Here is a 17,387-nt window from a genome sequence, read left to right on the forward strand (position 1 = left end):
ACGGGGCCGCCCGGCGTTAATACCCCTCCCGGAACCCACGGCACCGGGGTAGGGTGCTGGCATGCCCGGCGTTCCGTCCCAGCTCAGGGTGGATGCGGGCCTGGTGCGCGGCCTGCTGCAGAACCAGCAGCCGCACCTGGCCGACCTCCCTCTCCTTGAGGTGGGCGACGGATGGGTCAACCACGTTTTCAGGCTGGGCGGGGAGCACGCCGTGCGCCTGCCCCGGCGGGAAGACGCCGCCGCCCTGATGGCCAAGGAGCAGCAGTGGCTGCCTGCGCTGACCGCCGGACTGCAGACGGACACCTCAACCCCGGTCTACGCGGGTGTGCCGGAGGAGTCTTATCCCTATCCATGGACCGTCAGCGCCTGGTTCGATGGCCTGGACGTCTCCCTGCAGCCGCGGGACCGCAACGAATCCCTGGCCAGACCGCTCGCAGAGTTCCTGAATGCCTTTCACCGGCCGGCACCCCAGGATTACCCGCGCAACCCGGTGGTTGGCGGGCCACTCCTGTCGAGGGACGAAGCGGTCCAGGAGCGCCTTCACGCCGGGATGGTCCCGCGTGCCGCCCGCATCGGGGAACTGTGGGCTGAAGCAGTGCAGCTGCCGGGCTGGAATTCGGTGCCGCTCTGGCTGCATGGGGACCTGCACCCCGCCAACCTGATCGCCAGGGACGGAACGCTCCAGGCCATCATCGATTTCGGAGATCTCACTGCAGGGGACCCGGCAGCAGACCTTGCCGCTGCCTGGCTGGTTTTTGACGCGGCAGGGAGGCGGTCCTTCCGCAGTGCACTGGGAACGCAGTACGACGGCGATCCCTTCGTCTGGCTGCGGGCCCGCGGCTGGGCGCTGTGCGTGGCTTCGAACCTGCTGGCCGGTGCTCAGCGCCATCCAGGCCTGTACCTGGTGGGATCGGAGACTCTCATGGAGATCCTTACCGACGATCTCTCCTGGCTGTAGGGGCCGTGCCAGAATGAGCTATGCCCATCTCCTGGAGACACTCCGTCCGCGTCCAGACTGAAGGCGACGGGCACGTCACAGAGGACAGCTGCGGGTTTTCAGCATCGAGTGCCTGGGTGATCGACGGCGCTACCTCGCTGCTTCCGGAGCTGGACCTGCCCGGGGCGTCCAATCCTTCCTGGTACGCGCGGACACTGGACCTGCTGTTGGCGGAGAGCGCCGCAGCGGTGACTGGCCCGGCAGACACTGGTTCGGCAGCCGGCGGTGTGCTGGCCGAAGCACTCCGCAGGGTGGATAGGGTGGCAGAGGAACAGGCCGGCAGCGAACGCACCCGTTTTCCCAGCGCTGCCCTGGCCCTGGCACAGCTCACCGGGAACGGAGTTGAAGTGCTGGTACTAGCGGACTGCCATGTGGCGGTGGAACTGGAGGATACATCCGTGGTGCATGTGACGAGTGAACCTGCAGACCTTCGGGTCCACCGCGAACGCCCGGCCGATCCGGACCGAACGCCCGGCCGATCCGGACCAGGCGCGGGAACTTCTGCGCCGCGACCGGGAGCTGCGCAACACCCCGGGAAGGCTGTGGGTGGCCCGGCGTGAACCGGAAGCGGTACAGCACGCCCATTTGGTGCGGCTGCCTGCGCCGCGCCGGGTGGTGCTGGCATCCGACGGCGCGTGGCGTGCTGTGGACCTGGGCCTGGTGGACAGTCCCTGCAGCTTCCTCCGGGCCGCCTCGACTCCCCTCGGTGCGCAGCAGCTGCTGCTTGAACTGCGCGAGCGGCAGGCGGCAGTAGGGGAAAAAGCCGACGACGCCACCATCCTGACGGTGGTGCCCGGTGCATAAGGCCAAAACTCCGGTCCTGGTTATTGGCGGAGGCATAGCCGGGCTGTCCCTCGCCTCCCGCATCGCCGGGGACACCGGCGTCATACTCCTTGAAGCCGAGAATGAACTCGGTTACCACACCTCATCACGCTCCGCGCGGCAGCTCATTCCCAGCTACGGGCCGCCGGCTGTGCAGGACCTGACCGTGAGAACGCTGGCCCTGATCCGTGAACTCGAGGCAGACCTTCCCGAACCGATCCTGGTACCGCGGGCCTTTATGCTTGTGGGCACCGAAGAAGACGTGCGTGACCGTGCCAGCGGGCACATGTACCCCGTGACCATCGCGGAGGCAGCGGCACTTGCTCCGGAACTGGGCACCGGAACCTTCGAAGCCGCAGGACTGGACACCACCTCTGTCTCCTGCAACACCGACATCCTGCTGGACTGGCACCGCGCCCGGATCGAATCCTCCGGCGGACGCATCCTCACGGGACGCCGCGTGGACTCTGCCAGCCGGACCGGTGACGGTCTGTGGACCGTCACCGCCGGCGGAGAGTCCTTCACGGCAGAAATAGTGGTCAATGCTGCAGGAGCTTGGGCCGACCCGGTCGCCGCGCTCTTCGGCGTCCGGGAACGCGGGCTGCAGCCCTACCGCCGGACAGCAGCAATTGTGGAGGCAGGCAACCCGCCCGCCGCAGACGGTCCGATGGTCGCCAGCGCGGAAGACACCTTCTATTACCGGCCGGACCTCGAGGGAGTGCTGATCTCGCCGTCCGAAGCCGTACCCAGTCCCGCTGAGGACGCCCGGCACCGGCCCGAGGACATTGCCGAGCTCATCTCCCTGGTCAATTCCCTGACCGGGCTGGAGCTTGGACGTACCGTCCGGGCCTGGACCGGGCTGCGGACTGAGGCAGCGGACGGACTGCCCGTTGTGGGGTTCGACGACGCCGTTCCCGGGTTCTACTGGCTCGCCGGGCAGGGTGGCTACGGCTTCCAAACCTCTTCGGGAATTGCTGAATTTGCAGCTGCACGGCTGCTCGGCCGGGACCCGGTTTTGGACGTCTCCGGGGCCCTTTCTCCGGCCCGTACGGGACTGTGACGAAAATCTCATCTTCACGGTGTAACGAATCGGTGAAACGGCCTGTGAATGGTCAAAGCAGGACGCACCTAAACCTAGAGTTGTAGGGCAGGGCGGCTCCGGCCATTTTCCCATTCCAGCCCTGCTGTTTGTGCTTTTGAGAGGTTTCGTCAGTGCCAGAAATATTGCCGCCGCAGTTCGCCGGTGTGCAGCAGCGTCCCTTCTACGTCAAAGCCCGTTCCGTGATCACCGCCGTGAGCGTTGTGTGGCTGGTCCTGGCGGTCGCTGGCTATGGTTCGTTTTCCGGCGGCACGACTTCCCTGGCCCTGTCCCTTGCCCTGATGTACGGCACCGGCGTGGCCATCCTGGTGGTCGCTTCAGCCCTGTACCGGCTGGTGAAGCGCTCCGCTGTCCGCCGGACCGAAAATGCCCCGCAGGACCACGCCGCCGCTGTCTTCGTGGACGCGACGCGGTTCGCGGCAGAAGAACTGAAGTTTGCACTGGCCCCGTCCTGGTCCGGCAGCCGTCCGGCATCAGCCTGGCCGGCGGCGGCGCCGGCCCCTGCCGGACTGGACTCTGCTGCTCAGGAGGAGTCCGCTCCGGCTGCGCACAAGCCCCTCAGCAAGCCCGATGTGAGCCGTCCGGCCGCCAAGGCAGCACCTGTTCAGGCCAAGACGGTCAAGCCAGGCGTGAGCCAGCAGGCTGGCAAGGCTGCGTCCGTTGAGGCAAAGGCAAACAAGCCGGCCGCCGGCCGTCCGCAGGCCGGCCATCCGACCGTGAGCAAATCTGTGGTGAACAAGAAGGCAGCTGCCAAAAAGAAAAAGGGCAGCAAGCCGCGCCAGATCAAGCCGGGGACTGGTGTCCACCACCAGCGGCCGGCCAAGCAGGCGGAGTCTGGACTGAAGCGGGCGGCTTAGCCGGTCTCACTCTCAGGGAGTTGCCAGCTTGCTGACAGGAGCTTTCCAGACCGCTGTCCTAACGTAGTTAGTACCTCATAAGGGTGCGAGTGATGAATGGATAGCGTAGTGAACTATCCGGCGCCGGCAGACTAGGGTTGTTCCCCCCAACCAACCCACAGTCTGCCGGCGTTCTTCATGTCTGGACTCGTTTTTGTGAAACCTTGGGATTAGCCGGCGTCGAACCCGTTGAACTCACCGGTGGCGGGGGAGTGGCGTTCCTCCACGTTCTCAACGGCTCCGGGCGCAGAAGGTGAACGAACCCATTCCATGAGTCCGTCCAGGGCTGACGGCAGGCCCTCAGCTGTAATTGCCACGGAGCCGTCGGCCTGGTTGATGACAGTTCCTGTCAGCCCCAGCTTCAGCGCCTGGCGCATCACCCGGTACCGAAACCCCACGCCCTGAACCAGACCGCTTACACGGGCGGTAACCCGGATCTGGTCCCTGGCGCTGCCTGACGGGCTCTGCGGTGAATTCATGTCCCGAAGCCTAGTGCAGCGGCTCTTCCAGCACACCGTTGGCTGCGTCCAGCAACGCTCCGCCGGCCACCAGCCGGTAGACGGCTTCAATCTCGGGGGCAAGGTAACGGTCGGGGCCAGGCCCCTGCACTACGGAACGCACCGCGGTCCGCACCGCCGTCGAGACCGGAGCGCTGCGCGAAGTGGCCAGACCGCCGTCGCGCATGTCCAGTGCCCGTGCGGAGGTGAGCACCTCCACTGCCAGAACCCGGGCCAGCCCGTCCAGGGCCCGGCGGAGCTTCAATCCCGCTGCCCATCCCATGGAGACGTGGTCTTCCTGCATGGCAGAGGACGGGATTGAATCCACGGAGGCGGGGACGGCCAGCCGCTTGAGTTCCGAGACAATGCCGGCCTGGGTGTACTGCGCAATCATGTGGCCGGAATCAACGCCGGGATCGTCGGCCAGGAAAGCGTTAAGGCCGTGGCTGCGGTTGCGGTCCAGGAACCGGTCAGTGCGCCGTTCGCTCATGGAAGCAACGTCCGCAACGGCGATGGCCAGGAAATCCAGGACGTAGCCCACGGGAGCTCCGTGGAAGTTGCCGTTTGACTCCACCCGTCCGTCGACGGTCACAACGGGATTGTCCACAGCGGAGGCACGCTCACAGGCTGCAACATGCTCGGCATGGGCCAGGGTAGACCGGGCCGCCCCGTGAACCTGGGGCGCACAGCGCAGCGAATAGGCATCCTGGACCCGGGTAAAGGTTCCGGTCTTCTGTTCCTCCACCAGGACTGACCCATGCAGCACGGCACGGATGTTCGCTGCGGATTCGGCCTGACCGGGCTGCGGGCGCAGGGCCTGGAGGTCAGCGGCGAAAACTGCGTCGGTTCCCAGGAGTCCTTCAACACTCATGGCGGCGGCAACGTCCGCGATGGTCAGCAGACGGTGCAGGTCCGCGATGGCCATGGTGAGCATTCCCAGCATGCCGTCCGTGCCGTTGATCAGCGCAAGGCCCTCCTTCTCCTGCAGCTCCAGGGGTTCCAGGCCAGCCGACATCAGGGCCTCGGCTGCGTCCTGTTCCCGCCCGTCGGCGTCGCGCACCCGTCCCTCGCCCATCAGGGCCAGGGCACAGTGGGAGAGAGGCGCCAGGTCACCGGAGCAGCCGAGCGAACCGTATTCACCGATGATCGGAGTCACTCCCGCGTTGAGTAGGCCGGCGTAGGCCTGGGCAACCGCGGGACGCACTCCGGTCCGCCCTGTCGCAAGGGTTGCCAGGCGGCCGAGCATCAGCGCACGGACTACCTCGCGGTCCACTTCCTGTCCGGACGACGCCGCGTGGCTGCGGACCAGGGACCGCTGGAGTGCAGTCCGCTGGCTGGCGGGAATCTGTTTGGTGGCCAGTGCCCCGAAGCCCGTGGAGACGCCATAGTGGGGTTTTGAATCAGCGGCCAGTGACTCGATGACGGACCGGGATGACTCCATCGCTGCCAGAACTTCGGAGGTGAGGGCGACCGGAGCGTTCTGCCGGGCGACGGCAAGGACGGCTTCCGGGTCCAGTGGCCCGGTGCCGATGTTCACGGTCAGGGCTGTCCCCGGAGCGGAATCCTGAGAAAAAAGAACCAAGACATCTTCCTGTCTGTTCGCTGCCGACGCTCAGCGCCGTACGCTGAAATGCCGCACAGTGGTATTGGCATTTCAATCAGTGAAATGCACTCGGCGGTTAACCGCAAGTGCGGGGCCAGCGGCCCGGGAACTCGATCAGGCACAATAGGCACATGCCCTCCGCCTCTGCTGACTCCGTGCCCGACGCCGGGACGCGGCGCAGGCTCAAAGTCGAAATCCTGATCGTACTGGGACTGTCCCTGGGGCAGTCGGGCGTGTACGCCGTCGTGCGCCTCTTGGACAAGATGACACAGGGGCCGCTGCAGGGACAGACCACCACGCTTAACCCGGTGCTGGATGACAGCCCTCTCTTTGACCTCGTCTACCAGCTGCTGGGCATCTTCTTTTCGCTGGTCCCGGTGGCGCTGGTCCTGTTTCTGCTGACCGAACCGGGGCGCTCAGCGTTCCGGCGGATCGGCTTCACCTTCTCCCGGCCGTTGCTGGACTTTGGGCTCGGCTTCGCACTCGCGGCCGTCATCGGCGTCGGGACATTGGGCGTTTACGCCGCAGGACGGGCAATGGGCATCACCACGGCCATCGTCCCGGCGGCCCTGGACACGTACTGGTGGACCCTTCCGGTCCTGGTGTTGTCCGCGATGCGCCATGCGGTCCTCGAAGAGGTCATTGTGGTCGGATACCTGTTCACCCGGCTGCGCGCGCTGGGATGGTCCGTACCCGCCATGATTCTGACCAGCGCCCTGATCCGGGCCAGCTACCACCTGTACCAGGGCATCGGTCCCGGGACTGGCAATTTCCTGATGGGACTGCTCTTCGGGTACGCCTACTACAAAACCAAGCGCGTGATGCCTTTGGTCATCGCCCATGCGCTAGTTGATATTGCAGGATTTGTCGGGTTCGCGCTCTTCGGATCCGCCATTGGAATTGGAGACTAACCCCTACATGCCATTGCTGACACCCTGGGGCGAAGCCCTGGACCCGGAGAACGTGCTGCCCGAATACCCGCGGCCCCAGCTGGTTCGTAGCGGCTGGACCAACCTCAACGGTTACTGGGACTACGCCTTCACCTCCGCTTCCCGGACCGCTGAGCCGGAGGACTGGGACGGAAAGATCCTGGTGCCGTTCTCGCCCGAGGCGTCGCTCTCCGGCGTCGAACGCCAGCTCCAGCCGGGCGATGCCCTCTGGTACCGGCGGACGTTCGCCCTCCCGGACGGACCGGGGGAACGGGTCATGCTGCATTTCGGGGCGGTTGACCAGAGCTGCGCGGTCTACGTCAACGGGCAGGAAGCAGGAACGCACGACGGCGGCTATCTCCCCTTCGCCTTCGATGTCACCGGCCTGCTGGGGGCAGGTCAGCAGGAGCTTGTGGTGCGGGTGCTGGACGGCACTGACACCAACGGGGCTTCCCGCGGCAAACAGAAGCTGGAACGCGGAGGCATCTGGTACACGGCGCAGTCGGGTATATGGCAGACCGTGTGGCTGGAGAAGGTCCCGCAGACCTGGATCCGCGACGTGGTGATCACGCCGCTGGACTCCCTTGACGGCGTCGAAATCACTGTGGTTGCAGGCGGTAGTGCCCGGGAAGCTGGTGCTGTGGACGGTGCCGACGTCGAGTCTGGCGCCGCGAGGGGTGCTGCGGGCGGCGGTGCGTTCGACTCTGACAAAGCGGTCCGCGACCTGCCTGCCCAAGTGACGGTCTATGCCGACGGGGTCGCTGTGGCAGCGGCCGCGTACATTCCCGGGGAACCCATACGGCTGGCCCTGCCGGACCCTCGGCTGTGGAGTCCGGAGGATCCATTCCTGTACGACGTACGGGTCCGACTGGGCACCGACGAGGTTCAGTCATACTTCGGCCTGCGGACGTTTGGGACCGGACCTGATTCGGCCGGGCACCAGCGGTTGCTGCTGAACGGCAAGCCATACCTGCACGCTGGCCTGCTGGACCAGGGCTATTGGCCCGACGGCCTCTATACGCCGCCGTCGGACGAGGCAATGGTGTTCGACATCCAGACTGCCAAGGACCTGGGCTTCAGCATGCTGCGAAAGCACATCAAGATCGAGCCGCTGCGCTGGTACCACCACTGTGACCGGATCGGCATGCTTGTCTGGCAGGACATGGTCAATGGCGGAATGGGCGAAGGCCGGGCCCCGGAACCGGTGCCGTTGCCCGGCAGAGGGAGCCGCAGCGACCGGCGGTATGCGAGGTTCGGGCGCAGCGACCCCGTCGGACGTGCTGCGTTCCGGAGGGAGATGGGCAGCGCCGTCGAACTGCTGAGGAGTGTTCCCAGCATCGCCGTCTGGGTTCCGTTCAACGAGGGCTGGGGGCAGTTCGACGCAGCGGGCATTGCTGCGGAGCTGCGCGCGCTCGACCCCACCCGGAGCATAGACCATGCCAGCGGCTGGCACGACCAGGGTGCCGGCGACGCGAAGAGCCTGCACGTCTACGCCGTCCCGTTCCGCATCCGGCGGCGCTGGCAGCGTGATCCCCGGGCGATTGTGCTCTCCGAATACGGCGGTTTCAGTCTTCCTGTGGAGGGACACACCTGGAACAACAAGGTGTTCGGATACGGCAAGACCCTGCACAGCAGCGCCGAACTCGAACGGGCATACACCGCGCTGCACCGCACCCAGATCGAGCCTGCCTTGCAGCAGGGACTGGCTGCGACCGTGTACACCCAGCTCACCGACGTCGAGGACGAGGTCAACGGCCTGGTGACCTATGACCGCCGTGTCTTGAAGCTCGACGCCAATGTGGTGCGTGCCGTCAACGCCGACCTGGTGCGTGCTTTCTCCGGAAATTGAAAGGGTCGCGGCCTCATAGGCGCAACCGCGTAGCGGCAGGTTAGAGAGGACACTGTCATGCTGACCGGCGTGCGCCGGGCGGTGGCGAGGTTGTTCCAAGTTTGCCCAATCTTCGTGAGCGCGGGAGTCCTGCCCGAATCAGCAACTGTGCGAGTCCCTCGGGATGATCTGGCGGTCGGCTGGCCTCAACCCACATCCAGCGCACGAATCGAACGCCGGTAGCCCGGATAGCGTCCTCGCGTCGTTTCTCCTTTACGAGTGCCTGTTGGGTCTGCAGTATCCCGCCGTTTACCGAAGAACCATACTTGACGGCGCCGTCGAATTCCCCAACCAGATTTTGCTCCTCCCAGAAGAAATCCGTTCGGCCAAGCAGCTGTCCTCCAGACGAACGAAACTCACGCTGCAGTTCTGGTGGGGGAAAACCATAGCGATGCAGCAACGCCCGTGAATAGGACTCACCGGGCGATTCGGAGCGGGCATCCGCGAAGTCGATGACACGCCGGGCACGGGCACGTTTGGTGTGGGTGCGCAGCCCCTGTGCGAGGTCCCGCAGGGCAGTCCTCTCCAGGGGCGGCAATCCCTGGCAGTGGTCCGGACGGAGAACATGGTCCATAGCTGGAACGGCGTGTTCAAAGGGCAGATACGCAGCCATGTCCAGTGCTGTCTGGGCCCTGCCCGTGACGGCTATGCCGTCGATGGATGCGACCGGCTCCAGCAGCTCACGCTCAGCCCACCGAAGGTCTCCGCGGCTGCGTCCGTGTGTATCGGCTGGTGCAAGGAACATGACTTCCGGTGATGGTCCAACGGTGGGGATGCCCCAGATCGTTGCCGCTGATTGCTGTATGAGGACCCGCTGGGATTGTCCGGTCTGAGCAGCTGCGGCCAGCCGGACTCGTTCACGTTCCCAGGGCGCCAGGCTTCGCCAGTCGGATGCCGGGACATAAACGCCCTGTCGTAGGCGTACCAGCTCGCCGGAAGTGCATCTGCGTGCGAGGGTACGGCGGCACGTTCCGTCCAGATCCGCCTCGGCTGCAAACAAGAAGTTCAACGACATGCGCCAACCATGCTGCTCTTCTAGCTGGGTGTGGTCTTGGAAAGGTCGATCTGTGGAAAACGAAGCCGTGGGGAAACGGTGGAGTCGGTGGGCGGAAGCGAAGGCCGGGTCGTACCGAAAACCCTGCAGTTTGGGACATGCCTGCCAGTTTGGGACTTTCCTGACGCCGCGCCGCGCAGGAAAGTCCCAAACTGGCAGGGAAAGTCTCAAAGCGGAGGGAAACGCACTGATCACGTGTCCCGTGGTGCAGGGAAGTCCCGCAGTGCAAGGATCTGCTTGCATGTCATGTCTGAACCAGCGGGAAAGTCTCAAAGCAGAGGGTATTTGCTGGACGGCGAGCCCGAAACAGTCGGGAAGTCACAAGGCAGCGGGTATTTGATGACCGTTGAGCCCGAAACAGCAGGCTAAAGCCTCAGAACGGAAGAACGTCTTTTTGCACGGAAAACCCGCGGAAAATACGTCCCAATGCCCGGCACTCTGAAACAGTTCGGGGAGACCGTAGACCGGCTGTGTGTTGAGGGGTCCTCGAATTCGGGGGATTGCGGGCTGCATCCACGAAACGGTCTCGCATCGAAAACCCTCCACATTGGGACTTGCCCGCCAGTTTGGGACTTTCCTGCCGCGGCGCTGCGCAGGGTTGTCCCAAACTGGCAGAGTTGTCCCGAAGTGGAGCGAAATTGTGCCAGGGGTGTCCCAAAATCGCAGGGATGTCCCGAAGCGGAGAGAAATCGGCAAGCACCTCACCCATGCTGGAAACGCTCCAGTTTGGGAAAAATCGTCCCCGGCGTACCGGAGCGATTGTCACAAACCGGAGCGAATCAACCCAGAACTAGATCTCGACGAGACCCTTCTCCGTAGCGAAGGTGACAGACATGATGCCCGGGGTGCCCTTGGGGGAGACCCAGGTGACGTCCACGGATTCCAGCGGCTTCTCAACCGGCATACCCAGCCACTCGGTCACACGTTCGGCAGAGCCGGCGATCGTGAGCGACTCAAGGGAGACGGTTCCAGCGAAGGCACGGGACGGATGCAGGTCGGCCTTATCCTCATCCCAGCGGAGCATATACGGAACCTGCGGGTCTGCAATCAGTCCGTTGATGCCGATCTGGCGCCAGGTAAGTTCCTGGCCGTCGGGGAACTTGCGGTTGCCCGGAACGGAAGAGCGGCCAAGGCGTTCTTCGAAGGGAGCCAGGTCTTCCACGGCAACACACCAGCCCATCCAGCCGCCGCCGGCTTCAGAGCGTGCGCGCACGGCCTGCCCAAACGGAGCCTTGTCCGAGGCCGGATGGTTCAGTACCTCAACAACCTCAAGGTACTGGTGGTTGGCAAGGGGAATGATCATGTTGCGGGTGCCAAAGCGCGGGTGCACCCCGCCCTTGACGAAGTCGGTTTGAAGGGCAGCAGCAATGCGTTCCGTGGTGGCCAGCAGGCCGTCGGATTCGCAGGCATAAGAGACGTGATCCAGGCGCATGCGAACATCTTGGCACGTTGTGACCTGTGTCTCGACTAAGGCAAGCCTAAGCCGGTAACACGTCTTTTTCATGCTGCGTCATATGGGTTGCGCAACTGCTGGGGGGTTGGTTCTATGGGTACAGGTCATGAGTGCCAGCAGATAGCCCCGGCTTGCTGGCCGGCAACCCTCCAACCGCGGTGGGGTGCCCCGGGTGAAGACCTGGCCGTACGCAAACAGGCGTACCGGCAAGCGCGGGCCACACGTGTCGCTTCGGTGTACTCCGAACCAGACCCGGTGGGGCCCCTGGTCATAAAGGGAGCACAATGTCTGCCAACTGGTCCTTCGAAACCCGCCAGATCCATGCAGGTCAGGAGCCCGACGCCGTTACCGGCGCGCGCGCCCTGCCCATCTACCAAACCTCCTCCTTCGTCTTTCCCAGCGCCGAAGCGGCAGCAAACCGGTTCGCACTGGCTGAGCTCGAACCGATCTACACCCGGATTGGCAACCCCACCCAGGAAGCGGTGGAGAACCGTATCGCGTCCCTGGAAGGCGGACTCGGAGCGCTCCTCCTCGCCTCGGGCCAGGCGGCCGAAACCTACGCGATCCTCAACCTGGCGCAGGCCGGGGACCACATTGTGGCCAGCCCCAGCCTCTACGGCGGCACCTACAACCTCTTCAAGCACACGTTCAAGAAGTTCGGAATCGACGTCACCTTCGTCGCCAACCCGGACAACCTGGACCAGTGGCGGGAAGCGGTCCGTCCCAACACCAAGGCGTTCTTCGGGGAAGTTGTTTCCAACCCCCGCCAGGACGTGCTTGACATTGAGGGGATCTCCGCCGTCGCGCATGAGGCAGGTATCCCGCTGATCGTGGACAGCACCCTGTCCACGCCGTACCTGATCCGGCCCATCGAATGGGGAGCGGACATCGTGGTGCATTCGGCCACCAAGTACCTGGGCGGGCACGGCACGGTAATCGCCGGCGCAATTGTGGACTCGGGCAACTTCGACTTCGGTGCGGATCCGGAGAAGTTTCCAGGCTTCAACACCCCGGACGAGAGCTACAACGGCCTGGTTTACGCCCGCGATCTTGGGGCCAACGGCGTGCTGGGCGCGAACCTGGCATACATCCTCAAGGCCCGCGTGCAGCTGCTGCGGGATCTTGGCTCCGCGCTGTCCCCGTTCAACGCCTTCCTCCTGGCACAGGGCCTGGAAACGCTGAGCCTGCGCATGGAGCGGCACGTTGAAAACGCCGTCGCCGTCGCACAGTGGCTGGAAGCGCACGACGACGTCATCTCAGTTGCGTACGCAGGCCTTGAGTCGAGCCCGTGGTACGAACGCGGCCGGAAATACGGCCCCCGCGGAACCGGAGCGATCGTGTCCTTCGAGATCGAGGGAGGTGTGGAGGCAGGTAAACGCTTCGTCGATGCGCTGGAGCTGCACTCCCACGTGGCGAACGTGGGAGACGTGCGCTCCCTGGTGATCCACCCGGCGTCGACCACTCACAGCCAGCTTGGCGCCGAGGCGCAGGCAGCAGCGGGCGTGAGCCCTGGACTGGTGCGCCTCTCGGTGGGACTTGAGCACATTGATGACATCATCGCGGACCTCGACGCCGGTTTCCGCGCAGCCAAGGGAGCATGAAGTACAGCGTGACCACCTATCCGCCGGCACCGCAGCACTCCGTCCGCACACTCGACGGGGTGCTGCAGTATGCCCCAATCGGTGACCTTGAACTGGAAACGGGAGGGGTGCTCCCGGACGTGGTCCTTGGCTACGAGACCTGGGGGACGCTGAACAGTGACGCGTCCAACGCCGTCCTGATTCCGCATGCCCTGACCGGCAGCACCCACGTAGCGCAGGGCAGCACGGACGAGCCCGGCTGGTGGGACGGGCTGGTGGGCCCGGGCAGGACCATCGACACCAACAGGTTCTACGTTGTCTCCATCAACATGGTCGGCGGCTGCTACGGGTCCACGGGCCCGGCGTCGGCGGACCCGGAAGGACTTCCGTGGGGATCCCGCTTCCCGTTCGTGACAATCCGGGATTCCGTGCACGCCGAAGCGCGCCTGGCCGACCAGTTGGGAATCCGCCGCTGGCATACGGTCCTGGGAGGATCCCTGGGCGGTGCACGGGCACTGGAATGGGCTGCCACGGAGCCGGAGCGGGTGGCCCGGTGCGCAGTGATAGCTGCGACGGCGGCAAGCACCGGTGAGCAGATTGCCTTTGCCCAGGCCCAGGTGGCAGCCATCCGGCTGGACCCGGATTACAACGGCGGGGACTACTACAACGGCCGTGCCCCGCTGGCCGGACTGGGCCTGGCCCGGCGGATTGCGCACATCACCTACCGCTCCGAGGCCGAGCTGCAGTACCGCTTCGGGAGGACGCCGCAGCCGGGGGAGGACCCGCTGGGGGCGGCACTGCCAGCGGAACGCGGGCGTTACCAGGTGGAGAGCTATCTGGATCATCAGGGTCAGAAGCTGGCCAGCCGGTTCGACGCGAACAGCTACGTCATCCTCACCGAGGCGCTGATGAGCCACGACGTCGCCCGCGGGCGCGGCAGCCTTACCGAAGCGCTCGCGGCTACTGAGTCACAGTTCCTGGTAGCTGCGGTGGATTCGGACCGGCTGTATTTCCCTGAGCAGTCCTTTGAACTGGCGGCGGCACTGCCCGGGGATAACAGCGTGCACCTCATCAGCGCCCCGATCGGCCACGACGGATTCCTAACTGATGTGCTGCAGCTCAGGGAAGTTTTGGAGCAGGACTTCTTCGCCTAGGAACTGCGCCGCACCATAAGTGGATGAACGGTACGGCACGGTGCCCTGAGCTGGGCAGGTGGAGCCGGACTGATTCTCTACGGCGGGGTGAACACGGCAGCCGCCTCGGCAGTGCTGGCAGGCTGGATCCCGGCAGGGCCCAACGCCGATATCGAGGGGCTGAGAGGCCACGCCTTACTGTGGGACCCGCTGTTCCTGGCCTGGGGAGCTTCACTGCTGGCCTACTTGTGGCTATCGAGGCGGCACCCGCAGCGGCCCGGCCCGGGGCACGCAGGCCCGGCCCATGAGAACCCCGGAGCAGGCTAGTCCTGGCTGGCCGGCGCTGCCCCCGCAGCTTCAGTGCCGGCGGCCTCGGAGGAGCCCTGCGGCATCCGCGTGCCAAAGAACGGTCCCGCGTCCGGGCGCTTGGGGGAAATGCCGTCCCCTGAAGAGCGGCGGCGCACCCGGCGCACCACCCATGGGACCAGGTACTCGCGGGCCCAGACCAGGTCTTCGGAACGCGCCGTCCGCCACTTCTTGGGCGGCAGCTCCTTGACCCGGGCAGGTTCCAGCGTGTGCGGCACGCCCAGCGTCTCCAGCACCATCGCGGCGATGGTCTGGTGCCCCAGGGGAGAGAAATGCAGCCGGTCGGGAGCCCACATCTGCGGATCACCCAGCTCCCGCAGCGCCCACATGTCCGCAATGACGGCGTCGTGCCGGACGGCAACCGTACGGAGGTTCTCGTTGTAGATGGCGACGCGGCCGCGGACGCTTCCCAGAACTGGCGTGGCGCCAATGTCAGGGCCGGTGAAAAGCACTACGGTGGCTCCGGTTTCCCGTAGCCGGGCGATGGTGGAGTCCATGGTTTCGGCGAGCCGGTCCGGGTCCCCTCCGGGACGGATGACGTCGTTGCCGCCGGCGCAGATGGTCACCAGATCCGGCTTCAAATCGATGGCCGGCTGAAGCTGTTCGGCAACAATCTGGTTGAGCAGCCGTCCGCGGATGGCGAGGTTGGCGTAAGCGAAGTCGGGATGGCCGGCTGCGAGTTCCTCCGCCAGCCGGTCGGCCCAGCCGCGGTTCCCTCCGGGACTCTCCGGGCTCGGGTCGCCGATCCCTTCCGTAAAAGAGTCCCCGATCGCGACGTACCGGTTGAACGGATGAGCCTGGGGCGAAGGCTGCCCTGCGGGCTCAGGAATGGGTTGCTCGGTGGGGACTGGCTGCACATTTTCGGTCACCAGACCATACTGCCGGTCAGCGCCTGGCTACGCGACCGTAGGTTGCCCGGAGTGCATGCCAGAATGGCATTTATGACTGAAATCTCTCCCTGGAACCCTGTTGTGCTGTTTTCAAAGCCCGAGGAGGAGCGGGCAGGGACCCCGCTGCTGGTCCTTTTCCACGGCTACCTGGCCAACGAGGAAGATCTTATGGGCCTGGCGGGGCACCTGCCGGAGGAATTCACCATCGCTTCCGTCCGTGCGCCGCAGGCACTGGGGCCGGGCTATTCCTGGTTCCCGCTGATGCACGAGCCGGACTACTCCGTGGACCGCGTGGTTTGGGCCGTCCAGGACGTCTCTGACTGGCTGGACGGAATGCGGGAACAGCACAGCAGCGTATCCCTGCTGGGATTCTCCATGGGCATGGCGGTGGCCAGCACGCTGCTGCGGCACCGCCCCGAAGAGTTCGCCGCCGTCGTTGGTCTTTCAGGGTTTGTAGTGCCGGCCGAAGGCAACGGGTTCTTCCATGACGAGGAACTTGCCGCCCTGAAAGTGCCGTTCTTCTGGGGCCGGGACCAGGCCGACCCGGTCATTGACGCCGAGCGCATCGAGTACACCCACGCCTGGCTGAACGGCCACACCAAGCTCACGAAGGTGCTTTACGCCGGCATGGGCCACGGCATCAACATGCAGGAACTCGGACACGTGCGCGAGTTCCTTACACACACGGTCCTCGGCTCCCGGTAAGGAGTCAGCCGCCTGAGACGATCCGGATGGCCTGGCTGTTCACCTCGATGGTGTCGCCGGAGTGGAGCTGCCGGCCGCGGCGTTCCTCGATCTCGCCATTGACCTTCACCATCCCGTTCTCGATCAGTTCCTTGGCCTCAATGCCGTCCTCGGCAAGGTTGGCAAGTTTCAGTGCCTGGCCAAGGCGGATCATGTCATCGCGGATGGGCAGGTCCTGGGATTCGGTTGAGCTCATGGGACTATTCTGCCGGACAAAGCGCACGACGCCGGCACAGGCCCGGGTGCCTGCCGCACCCGGGTGCCGGTCAGGGCGGCACGGCAGCGGACAGGTTTGAGGAAGAATGCGTGCCCGGTTGTACTGTGAGACGGTGTCCCAGCCTGCCCGCCTTCCTGCCGCCGTCGGACTTCCAGTTGCCCTTGCCGCGGGGATAGCCATCCCTGCCCAGTCCCGGATCAACGGAGCGCTGGGCACCGCACTGGATGATTCCCTTGCTGCGGCACTGGTGAGTTTCGGCGTGGGCCTGGCCGTGATGATCCTGGTCAGCGCTGTGCTGCCAAGGGGACGGGCGGGCTTCGCACAGATCCTGCCCGCCCTGCGTGAACGGCGGTTCCCGCGGGTCTACATTGTGGCCGGCGTGATCGGCGCCTGGTTCGTGCTGACCCAGACCATGACCATTGCCCTGCTTGGCGTCGCGGTGTTCACCGTCGCCACGGTCGCCGGCCAGACCCTCACCGGGCTGGTGGTGGACCGGATGGGTATTGGTCCCGGCGGTAAAAAGACGCTCACCCTTATGCGGATGGTCGGCGCGGTCATGACAATCGCCGCCGTCGCGTGGGCCGTCAGCCCAAAGCTCACCGATACCGGCGGAACGGGGGACTGGCTCCTGGCCGTGCTGCTGCCGCTGAGCGCCGGCATGGCCATGAGTTTCCAGCAGGCCATGAACGGCACCACGGGGATGCACTACGGCACACCCATCACCGCGACTCTGCTGAACTTTGTGTCCGGCTTCGCTGCACTGCTGGTTCTCTGGCTTATCAAGGTAGCCGTAGCCGGATTCGGCAACCCCCTGCCGGACACCTGGTGGTACTACCTCGGCGGGCCCATGGGGTGCATCTTCATTGGCGTCAGCGCCATGCTGGTCAAATCGCTCGGCGTCCTGCTGACCAGCCTGGGGCTCATTGGCGGGCAGCTGATCGGCTCCCTGCTGCTGGACATCTTCGTGCCGGCACCGGGATCAGTGGTGGTGGCCGCCACCGTGCTCGGTACCGCGCTCACACTGGCAGCGATTGTCGTCGCGACCCTTCCCTGGAACATGCCCGGTGTCCGTCTCGGCACGGGGCGCAGGCGGCCGCGAGCGCGCCGGTAGCAGCCTTTCGCTGCCGTGACCTTAAGCTGGTATCTATAGGTTTTGCCCTCCGCCATGCCCCGCGCACTTCCGCGCGGGAGGCTGAGCGGGTAAGGGATCAGAAGCGGA

At 65.1% G+C, this 17,387-nt stretch carries 17 protein-coding genes and 1 riboswitch; of the genes, 11 read left to right on the top strand and 6 right to left on the bottom strand.

Annotated features, from left to right (window positions below; genetic code table 11):
- The first annotated feature begins 61 nt into the window (after positions 1 to 61).
- From FYJ28_RS08070 to FYJ28_RS08090, 5 genes are all read left to right on the top strand, one after another.
- Positions 62 to 958: an aminoglycoside phosphotransferase family protein gene (locus FYJ28_RS08070; RefSeq protein WP_055240372.1), complete on the top strand. Its 897-nt coding sequence runs from the start codon at positions 62 to 64 to the stop codon at positions 956 to 958.
- A 20-nt stretch (positions 959 to 978) separates the two neighbouring features.
- A complete protein-coding gene (locus FYJ28_RS08075) occupies positions 979 to 1,557 on the top strand; it encodes a hypothetical protein (RefSeq protein WP_154578942.1) in 579 nt (192 codons plus the stop codon).
- A complete protein-coding gene (locus tag FYJ28_RS08080) occupies positions 1,544 to 1,801 on the top strand; it encodes a hypothetical protein (protein ID WP_154578943.1) in 258 nt (85 codons plus the stop codon). Before FYJ28_RS08075 ends, FYJ28_RS08080 begins: the two co-directional genes overlap by 14 nt.
- Positions 1,794 to 2,879 carry an NAD(P)/FAD-dependent oxidoreductase gene (locus FYJ28_RS08085; RefSeq protein ID WP_326831595.1) on the top strand — a complete coding sequence of 362 codons (1,086 nt, stop codon included), beginning with the start codon at positions 1,794 to 1,796 and terminating at the stop codon, positions 2,877 to 2,879. The genes FYJ28_RS08080 and FYJ28_RS08085 overlap by 8 nt, the downstream gene beginning before the upstream one ends.
- Before the next feature lie 152 nt (positions 2,880 to 3,031).
- Entirely contained in the window at positions 3,032 to 3,775 is a 744-nt protein-coding gene (locus tag FYJ28_RS08090) for a hypothetical protein (protein ID WP_154578944.1), read from the top strand.
- A 209-nt stretch (positions 3,776 to 3,984) separates the two neighbouring features.
- On the opposite strand, the gene FYJ28_RS08095 is transcribed toward FYJ28_RS08090, so the two are convergent.
- Entirely contained in the window at positions 3,985 to 4,293 is a 309-nt protein-coding gene (locus FYJ28_RS08095; RefSeq protein WP_055240376.1) for an acylphosphatase, read from the bottom strand.
- Between the two features lie 10 nt (positions 4,294 to 4,303).
- The gene (hutH, locus tag FYJ28_RS08100) at positions 4,304 to 5,893 is read right to left on the bottom strand and encodes a histidine ammonia-lyase (protein WP_154578945.1); all 1,590 of its coding nucleotides are present in this window, start codon (positions 5,891 to 5,893) and stop codon (positions 4,304 to 4,306) included.
- A gap of 152 nt (positions 5,894 to 6,045) precedes the next feature.
- On the opposite strand from hutH, the gene FYJ28_RS08105 reads away from it, so the two are divergent.
- Positions 6,046 to 6,825 (top strand): CPBP family intramembrane glutamic endopeptidase, encoded by a 780-nt coding sequence (locus FYJ28_RS08105; RefSeq protein ID WP_154578946.1) that lies wholly within the window; start codon positions 6,046 to 6,048, stop codon positions 6,823 to 6,825.
- A 7-nt stretch (positions 6,826 to 6,832) separates the two neighbouring features.
- Positions 6,833 to 8,692 carry a glycoside hydrolase family 2 protein gene (locus tag FYJ28_RS08110; RefSeq protein WP_154578947.1) on the top strand — a complete coding sequence of 620 codons (1,860 nt, stop codon included), beginning with the start codon at positions 6,833 to 6,835 and terminating at the stop codon, positions 8,690 to 8,692.
- Positions 8,693 to 8,747: 55 nt separating this feature from the next.
- Here FYJ28_RS08110 and FYJ28_RS08115 read toward each other — a convergent pair whose 3' ends face one another.
- Positions 8,748 to 9,746 carry a hypothetical protein gene (locus FYJ28_RS08115; RefSeq protein ID WP_154578948.1) on the bottom strand — a complete coding sequence of 333 codons (999 nt, stop codon included), beginning with the start codon at positions 9,744 to 9,746 and terminating at the stop codon, positions 8,748 to 8,750.
- Positions 9,747 to 10,575: 829 nt separating this feature from the next.
- Entirely contained in the window at positions 10,576 to 11,217 is a 642-nt protein-coding gene (locus FYJ28_RS08120) for a VOC family protein (protein WP_055240381.1), read from the bottom strand.
- A gap of 123 nt (positions 11,218 to 11,340) precedes the next feature.
- Positions 11,341 to 11,457: riboswitch (SAM riboswitch) on the top strand.
- 65 nt (positions 11,458 to 11,522) lie between these two features.
- On the opposite strand from FYJ28_RS08120, the gene FYJ28_RS08125 reads away from it, so the two are divergent.
- Positions 11,523 to 12,839, top strand: coding sequence for a bifunctional o-acetylhomoserine/o-acetylserine sulfhydrylase (locus tag FYJ28_RS08125; protein WP_154578950.1), 1,317 nt, complete (start codon positions 11,523 to 11,525; stop codon positions 12,837 to 12,839).
- Positions 12,836 to 13,972 carry a homoserine O-acetyltransferase MetX gene (gene metX, locus FYJ28_RS08130; RefSeq protein ID WP_154578951.1) on the top strand — a complete coding sequence of 379 codons (1,137 nt, stop codon included), beginning with the start codon at positions 12,836 to 12,838 and terminating at the stop codon, positions 13,970 to 13,972. The genes FYJ28_RS08125 and metX overlap by 4 nt, the downstream gene beginning before the upstream one ends.
- Before the next feature lie 302 nt (positions 13,973 to 14,274).
- Here the strand turns inward: metX and FYJ28_RS08140 are convergent, their stop codons facing one another.
- Positions 14,275 to 15,147 (bottom strand): SGNH/GDSL hydrolase family protein, encoded by an 873-nt coding sequence (locus tag FYJ28_RS08140; RefSeq protein ID WP_326831620.1) that lies wholly within the window; start codon positions 15,145 to 15,147, stop codon positions 14,275 to 14,277.
- A gap of 111 nt (positions 15,148 to 15,258) precedes the next feature.
- On the opposite strand from FYJ28_RS08140, the gene FYJ28_RS08145 reads away from it, so the two are divergent.
- A complete protein-coding gene (locus FYJ28_RS08145; protein ID WP_154578953.1) occupies positions 15,259 to 15,912 on the top strand; it encodes an alpha/beta hydrolase in 654 nt (217 codons plus the stop codon).
- 4 nt (positions 15,913 to 15,916) lie between these two features.
- On the opposite strand, the gene FYJ28_RS08150 is transcribed toward FYJ28_RS08145, so the two are convergent.
- Positions 15,917 to 16,147: an RNA-binding S4 domain-containing protein gene (locus FYJ28_RS08150; protein ID WP_055240385.1), complete on the bottom strand. Its 231-nt coding sequence runs from the start codon at positions 16,145 to 16,147 to the stop codon at positions 15,917 to 15,919.
- 133 nt (positions 16,148 to 16,280) lie between these two features.
- On the opposite strand from FYJ28_RS08150, the gene FYJ28_RS08155 reads away from it, so the two are divergent.
- Positions 16,281 to 17,279: a DMT family transporter gene (locus FYJ28_RS08155; protein ID WP_326831596.1), complete on the top strand. Its 999-nt coding sequence runs from the start codon at positions 16,281 to 16,283 to the stop codon at positions 17,277 to 17,279.
- Positions 17,280 to 17,387: the final 108 nt, after the last annotated feature.

This window comes from Arthrobacter sp. BL-252-APC-1A (assembly GCF_009696625.1).
Taxonomy (GTDB): domain Bacteria; phylum Actinomycetota; class Actinomycetes; order Actinomycetales; family Micrococcaceae; genus Arthrobacter_B.

What these genes read in the sequence shown, in the direction of transcription:
- FYJ28_RS08110 (WP_154578947.1), top strand. Translation starts at nt 6,833, where the DNA reads ATGCCATTGCTGACACCCTGGGGCGAAGCCCTGGACCCGGAGAACGTG.
- metX (WP_154578951.1), top strand. Translation starts at nt 12,836, where the DNA reads ATGAAGTACAGCGTGACCACCTATCCGCCGGCACCGCAGCACTCCGTC.
- FYJ28_RS08125 (WP_154578950.1), top strand. Translation starts at nt 11,523, where the DNA reads ATGTCTGCCAACTGGTCCTTCGAAACCCGCCAGATCCATGCAGGTCAG.
- FYJ28_RS08075 (WP_154578942.1), top strand. Translation starts at nt 979, where the DNA reads ATGCCCATCTCCTGGAGACACTCCGTCCGCGTCCAGACTGAAGGCGAC.
- FYJ28_RS08145 (WP_154578953.1), top strand. Translation starts at nt 15,259, where the DNA reads ATGACTGAAATCTCTCCCTGGAACCCTGTTGTGCTGTTTTCAAAGCCC.
- FYJ28_RS08150 (WP_055240385.1), bottom strand. Translation starts at nt 16,147, where the DNA reads ATGAGCTCAACCGAATCCCAGGACCTGCCCATCCGCGATGACATGATC.
- FYJ28_RS08105 (WP_154578946.1), top strand. Translation starts at nt 6,046, where the DNA reads ATGCCCTCCGCCTCTGCTGACTCCGTGCCCGACGCCGGGACGCGGCGC.
- FYJ28_RS08070 (WP_055240372.1), top strand. Translation starts at nt 62, where the DNA reads ATGCCCGGCGTTCCGTCCCAGCTCAGGGTGGATGCGGGCCTGGTGCGC.
- FYJ28_RS08095 (WP_055240376.1), bottom strand. Translation starts at nt 4,293, where the DNA reads ATGAATTCACCGCAGAGCCCGTCAGGCAGCGCCAGGGACCAGATCCGG.
- FYJ28_RS08115 (WP_154578948.1), bottom strand. Translation starts at nt 9,746, where the DNA reads ATGTCGTTGAACTTCTTGTTTGCAGCCGAGGCGGATCTGGACGGAACG.
- FYJ28_RS08120 (WP_055240381.1), bottom strand. Translation starts at nt 11,217, where the DNA reads ATGCGCCTGGATCACGTCTCTTATGCCTGCGAATCCGACGGCCTGCTG.